Raw genomic sequence first — 6,001 nt, forward strand, 5'->3', positions numbered from 1 at the left:
CAGAGTGTACAAAGCGTATGCTCTGTTTTTCTTGCAATTTTCTGAAAATATTTCGTAAAAACACGGATAACGTGGCAGGAACCTTTACCAACTACACCTATTATACCGGTGCATCCGATACGGCAAAGGGCGCGCTGAAGAGCGAGGCAGAGTACCTGATGGAAGACGGAACCTGCATCTCTTCCACCGATATCGACATCCAGATGCTTGCAGGCGGACAGAAGAGGGAAACCACGACGACCATCTCGGGAGAGAACAAGACGGTGACCGAGGTCACTTATGACGTCATGGGAAGAGAACTGTCCTCAGTGACCTATACCTACACGGCCTTCGGCACAAGCAGCCAGAAGATCAGTAAAGAGGCGAAGTCCTTTACTTATGACGGCTTTGGCCGTATGACAGGAATCACGACCACCACATCAAAGGTGAATGGCTCTCTTGCAGATATCGAAGGAACGGTCAATACGACCACGGAGGCGAGGACCTATGACGGAAACGGCACACTGCTCAGCGAGACCGGTACGGACGGCATCACGTCAAGCTACCAGTATGACGCCATGAACTGTGTGATAAGGACTTCGAAGAGTGGCGAAGGGCTGACCCAGGTGAGTCAGAATACTTACAGCTATGGCAACGTCAGCGTCAATGAGGGTAAAGACAGCAAGAAGAACTATCAGAACACCCTCACAACGACAGAAACGGTGGACGGACTTGTGATGAACGTCACTTACCAGGACGGCCTGGGAAGGACGGTCCGCCAGGAAGCAGACGGCGTCGTCACGGATTATTCTTACGACCTTTCTGGGAACCAGCTGACATCCTACACCAAGACAGGCGAAGATTCCGGTCTCCTGGTGCTCCATGTCTTGGACGAAAATGGCAACGAGACGGCCACCCTGCAGAACCCTGTATGGGACACAGATACAGATAAGGTAAAATACAAATAAAAATACACATCAATAAGAGAGGGTTTTATGAATTTTGTAACCGTGTATGAAATATCAAAACATCCATTCCCCTTGGACAGCTTCATTACACTGATGATGCTACTGGGAACGCTGCTTATAATAAGACAACAGTATGCAAGCTATAAAGCGGGGGATCAACGATAGCCAAAAGCGTGATAGCTATATTAAGTATCACTTTTTTAGGAATTATATTCGGATGTGTTCTGGGTTATACAATTTCTTCCGGAGGTACTGAAAAGCGTGAATATGCTGAGAAATACTTTATAGGGCAGTACGAAATACTGGAAGGCACCTTTAAAATTGACGAGAACGCAAATCATGGAGTAGCGGCATTCACCGTAAATGATGAAGAATTTTCTTTCTCATATCTTTTGAAGAACCCTTTGCCAGATTCAGGGTATGCAAAGGTATACTTTGTTAAAGGGGATGGACTTAATGAAGTGGTGCGATTTGACATAGCCAATTAATTTAAATTAACAAATAAAACGTGGAGGTATGATACTTTCACGTTTTATTATTGCTTGAATTGTTACAACTAACATACCTATTGACAAACAAAGTTGTCAGTTGTAATATATTAATGTAGAGAATATTCTGAATGGGAGTATGTGAGTATGAGTACAGAGACCTTCCCTCAATACATAAGAATTGCATATTTTTTAGCGTCGCGCATCGCAGAAGGGGATTTCCCCATCGGCAAAAGACTGTCGGGGCGCACGAAGCTCTCTTCGGAGTATCAGGTTTCACCAGAGACCATGCGTAGAGCTTTACAGATTCTCGCCGACATGAAGGTGGTGGAGATCAAAGAACAAAGCGGCGTCTATGTGCTGTCCACGGACAACGCGAGGCGATGCGCCCGGAAACTGGAAGAACAGCTTGACCGCAGGGAAAAGGCGACAGAGCTGCGGAATTTGCTGGAACAGCACGATGAGACCAGCCGGCGTATTTTGGAAGTCTGCACGGACATCTTGGAAAGTGAGACCTTCTCTACGGTATCGGAGCAGAGACTGCCCAATTATCAGGTGCGTATTGCAGAGGATTCAGACAAGATTGGTCGAAACCTGGCGTCCCTGCAGTTCTGGCAGGCCACTGGCGCCACCATCGTCGCCATCAGGCGCGGCTATAATACGATGATTTCTCCAGGTCCGCAAGCGGAATTATACGGCGGCGATTATGTGATCTTCGTGGGTCCCCCTGAGGTAGCGGACAAAGTAGAGACATTCTTGAATGCAGAAAAAAACAAAGAAGGAATATAAAGGATTGGAGGTAAATTTATGGCACATGATCAGTTACAGACCATTGACCTTGTCATTATCGGGGCATACTTAGTTGCGCTCGTCTTAATCGGCGTGCACTTCATGAAGAAGGTAAAGAACATAGGAGATTACTATATCGCAGGGCGGACGTTCGGCCCTATCGTCATGATGGCCACTGTCTGCGCAACCATTATCGGCGGCAGCGGCCTGATGGGAAGAGCTGGAGTCGCTTACTCTGACGGTTTCAAAGCCGTTATGACAGCCTTGCCTTACCTTTTGGGCATGTTCATCTTTTCGGGCATTGCTGGCAGAATTTCTTCCATTGGATTTCAGCACAATGTCTCGTCCATGCCTGAACTCTTTGAACGACGTTTTGGAAAGACAGCAAAGATCATCTTAGGCGGAATGATTGCCTTTACCATGATGGGCACTGTGGCTTCTCAAGTTACAGCGACGGCTACGATTATCAGCATGTTGGGAGGAGAAGTGGGACTGTCTTATGAGGTAGGTGCTTTGATTGCCTGTATCGTATTCATGGTTTATACCGCCACGTCGGGGCTCTTTGGCGTGGTATACACAGATGTCGTACAATTTTTCATGCTGCTGATATTCGTATATATCCTAATTCCAGTGGCATCCTTATATACTGTCGGAGGATTTTCCAATTTCACAGCTAATCTGGACCCGGCGCTGGTAAAACCGCAGATCAACGGCGATATCCTTGGTGATATTGTCACATATTTGGTATTCACCCTGGCAGGGGCGGAGATGTGGCAGAGGGCCTTTGCTGCAAAGGATCAGAAATCCGCAAAGCGAGGCATGTTCCTGGGGACCTTCGTCTATGGCATTACGATCTTCCTGGTATTTTTCATGGGCCTTATCGCCCATCAGATTATCGGTGATGATATATTGGGTCAGTACGGTTCCACAGATGCTACCGTTCCGGCACTGGCCATTGCGGTTCTGCCAGTGGGACTTACCGGTCTTGCTCTGGCGGGAATCTTGTCCGTCATCATGTCTACTGCAGACAGCTATCTGCTTGTATCAGTGCAGACCTGCGTTCATGACATTGTCAAAACTTTTAATCCGCAGTTAAAAGAAAAAAATGAGATCCGCCTTTCGCGTATCTTTGCCATTGTCTTGCCTTTAGGCGCACTAGTGATTGCTTTATATATCAAGAATGCATATTCCATTCTGATGTTTGCCTGGAGTTTTTATGCGGCAGCGGCGGGATTGCCTGCATTTGCAGCGTTGTATTGGAGAAAGGCCACGAAGAGCGGCATTATTGCCGGCATGATCAGTGGTTTCACAGTCTGCGTCGGCTGGAAGCTGGCAGGGATGCCATTCGGTCTGGGAGCTACGGTTCCCGGCGCCATAGCCTGCGCTATCGCTTTGGTAGGCGTGAGTCTGGCTACATATAAGAAACAGCCGTCGGGCTTTTTAGAAGTAGCAAAAAAGTGAAATGAGGGGCGGACAGCCCCTCAACTTGTTGTTAAATGATCGCATCGTATGCCGCATAGGCAGGTGTCCAGTGCGTTTCTGAAAGATAGCGGAATAATCCGTCTTTATCCTCGGATTTGAACAGTTCCAATATTTTTCGATGTTCGTCATTGGTGGTGTAGAGGACCTTCTGTGTACTTCCATTTACATCTTCTGCGTAGCTCTTCTTCAGCAGTTTATTTTTCAACTTGTCGATGGAATCAATCAGGGCATCGTTGCCGCATTTGTCAATATAAGTCTGATGAAAAGCCACCTGTTGCTTATGATACATTTCGAAATTACCGGCTTTGATTGCCAGATCCATGGTTTCAATATAAAAGGCCATGTCAGCCAGGTCTTGTTTTGTGAGATGTTCGCAAGAAGATTTTGCAGCGTAACCGTCTAGAACACCGATGACCTCATAGATTTCGCCAACGTCTTTTTCGGACACCGATCTGATGACGAAGCCTTTGCGCGCTCTGTTCTCCAGAACGCCTTCGGCTGTCAGCTGGATCAGAGCTTCCCGCACGGGTGTCCGGCTGATATTGAGACTTTCGCAGATTACGTTTTCGTTAACTCTCTGCTCCGGCTGCAGAGTACCGTCACGTATCTGATCTGCGATGTATTCATATACGTGATCTTTCAGTGTTTTGAACTTTTCCATATTCTTATCTCCCCTTAGACTACTATCTATTATAATAGAACAAAGAATCGACATTCGTCAACAAGAATTTTGTTTTACGGGAGGCTGCAGTGGGGGCGGAATTGACAATTATAAAATTGTTATATATAATTAATTTAATATAGTGTTTAAACAAGGTATTTGGGAAGGAGTAATTGAAATGACATATCCAAGAATTGATTTTTTGTATTTAAGTGAGCAGGAAATGCTCGCCGCAGGGGTGAATGATGCAGCAAAATGTACAGACTGCATGGAGGAGGTTTTGAAGCTGCTGGACAACGGGGACTACAGAATGGGAGGAGAGGATGCCAACTCCCACGGCTCTATGATCACCTTTCCAGTGGAACCGGAATTCCCCAATATGCCGAAAGACGGACCTGACAGACGGTTCATGGCCATGCCCGCCTATCTGGGGGGACAGTTTGATATTGCAGGGGTAAAATGGTATGGGTCCAATGTGGACAACAAGTCGGTCGGCCTGCCTCGTTCCATTTTGATGGTAATTTTGAATGATAAACAGACAGGTGCGCCGCTCGCTTATATGTCGGCGAATTTGCTCAGCGCCTATAGAACGGCTGCAGTGCCCGGCGTAGGCGTAAAACATCTGGCGGTCGAAGATGCCAAAGTGCTCGGCATTGTTGGACCAGGCGTGATCAACTCTATTACAGTTGAAACCTTTGCCGCCATGCGTCCAAGTCTGGATACTCTAAAAATATATGGACGGAGCAGAACTTCCATCGACAGGTGTATTGCATATGTCAAAGATAAATGCCCGCAATTTAAGGAATTTATTGTATGTGATACTCTGGAAACCTGTGTGAGAGATGCAGATATTCTCAGCTTTGCGACTTCAACGCCTACGGGAGGTCAGAAAAACTATCCTTTTGTGGAAAGAGAGTGGGTGAAGCCGGGCTGTCTTCTCTGCGGAATGGGCGCTATGAATGTGCCAGATGAAATGGTCATGGATCCCGCTGTCAAACTAGTAGTGGACTATGCCGGTCTTTATGAAACCTGGGCAGAGGAGTATCCATATCCGACCTTTGATACGTGGTTCCTCATAGGAAGTAAATTTACAGACATGGTTCACGACAACAAGTTGGATTGGAATAGAGTAGAGAACTTGGGTGCAATCTTGAACAGAAAACGACCGGGCCGCGATAGTGATCAACAGATTATCATCTATTCCATCGGCGGCATGCCTGTAGAAGATGTCGCATGGGGAAAGACTGTCTATGAGGCAGCCCGCAGAAAGGGGATTGGAACAGAGTTGAACTTGTGGCAAGAGCCGTATCTGTTCTAGCCCTACTGGAAAATATGAATGAAATAGGACCATCGCGGAGGCGGTGGTTCTATTTTTTTCAAAAAAGTTGGCAGAAAAATCAAAATACTATTGACAATTGTCCATATATTATATAAAATATATTTAAATCAAGCTTAATATATTATATTTTAAATTTTGAATAACTTTTGGAGGTAAAGAAAATGAAAAAATTTAATCACGTAATCGTAAGAAGACCGTGCAAGGCAATGGTAGAAGGTATCACAAGCGGACTGTATCCGGGAAAGCCAGATTTTGAACTGGCCCTCAAGGAACACGATGATTACATAGAAGCGCT

General features: G+C 46.2%; 6 protein-coding genes. 5 read left to right on the forward strand and 1 reads right to left on the reverse strand.

Translation table 11 applies throughout. The features are described 5' to 3' along the window. The first annotated feature begins 71 nt into the window (after positions 1–71). The 4 genes from ACMQ5W_RS08265 to ACMQ5W_RS08280 all read left to right on the forward strand — a co-directional run bounded on the left by ACMQ5W_RS08265 (position 72) and on the right by ACMQ5W_RS08280 (position 3,685). Entirely contained in the window at positions 72–947 is an 876-nt protein-coding gene (locus ACMQ5W_RS08265; RefSeq protein WP_419024757.1) for a hypothetical protein, read from the forward strand. Between the two features lie 173 nt (positions 948–1,120). After that, a complete protein-coding gene (locus tag ACMQ5W_RS08270) occupies positions 1,121–1,435 on the forward strand; it encodes a hypothetical protein (RefSeq protein ID WP_419024758.1) in 315 nt (104 codons plus the stop codon). Between the two features lie 147 nt (positions 1,436–1,582). Next, on the forward strand, positions 1,583–2,224 hold the full coding sequence (locus tag ACMQ5W_RS08275; protein WP_419024759.1) for a TrkA C-terminal domain-containing protein: 642 nt from the start codon (positions 1,583–1,585) through the stop codon (positions 2,222–2,224). Positions 2,225–2,242: 18 nt separating this feature from the next. Then, positions 2,243–3,685 carry a sodium:solute symporter family protein gene (locus ACMQ5W_RS08280; RefSeq protein ID WP_419024760.1) on the forward strand — a complete coding sequence of 481 codons (1,443 nt, stop codon included), beginning with the start codon at positions 2,243–2,245 and terminating at the stop codon, positions 3,683–3,685. Between the two features lie 31 nt (positions 3,686–3,716). On the opposite strand, the gene ACMQ5W_RS08285 is transcribed toward ACMQ5W_RS08280, so the two are convergent. Then, positions 3,717–4,367 carry a GntR family transcriptional regulator gene (locus ACMQ5W_RS08285; RefSeq protein ID WP_419024761.1) on the reverse strand — a complete coding sequence of 217 codons (651 nt, stop codon included), beginning with the start codon at positions 4,365–4,367 and terminating at the stop codon, positions 3,717–3,719. Positions 4,368–4,545: 178 nt separating this feature from the next. On the opposite strand from ACMQ5W_RS08285, the gene ACMQ5W_RS08290 reads away from it, so the two are divergent. After that, positions 4,546–5,685, forward strand: coding sequence for a tyramine oxidase subunit B (locus ACMQ5W_RS08290; RefSeq protein ID WP_419024762.1), 1,140 nt, complete (start codon positions 4,546–4,548; stop codon positions 5,683–5,685). The last annotated feature ends 316 nt before the right edge of the window (positions 5,686–6,001 follow it).

This window comes from Emergencia sp. (genome assembly GCF_048465375.1).
In the GTDB taxonomy this organism is placed as follows: Bacteria; Bacillota; Clostridia; order Peptostreptococcales; family Anaerovoracaceae; genus Senimuribacter.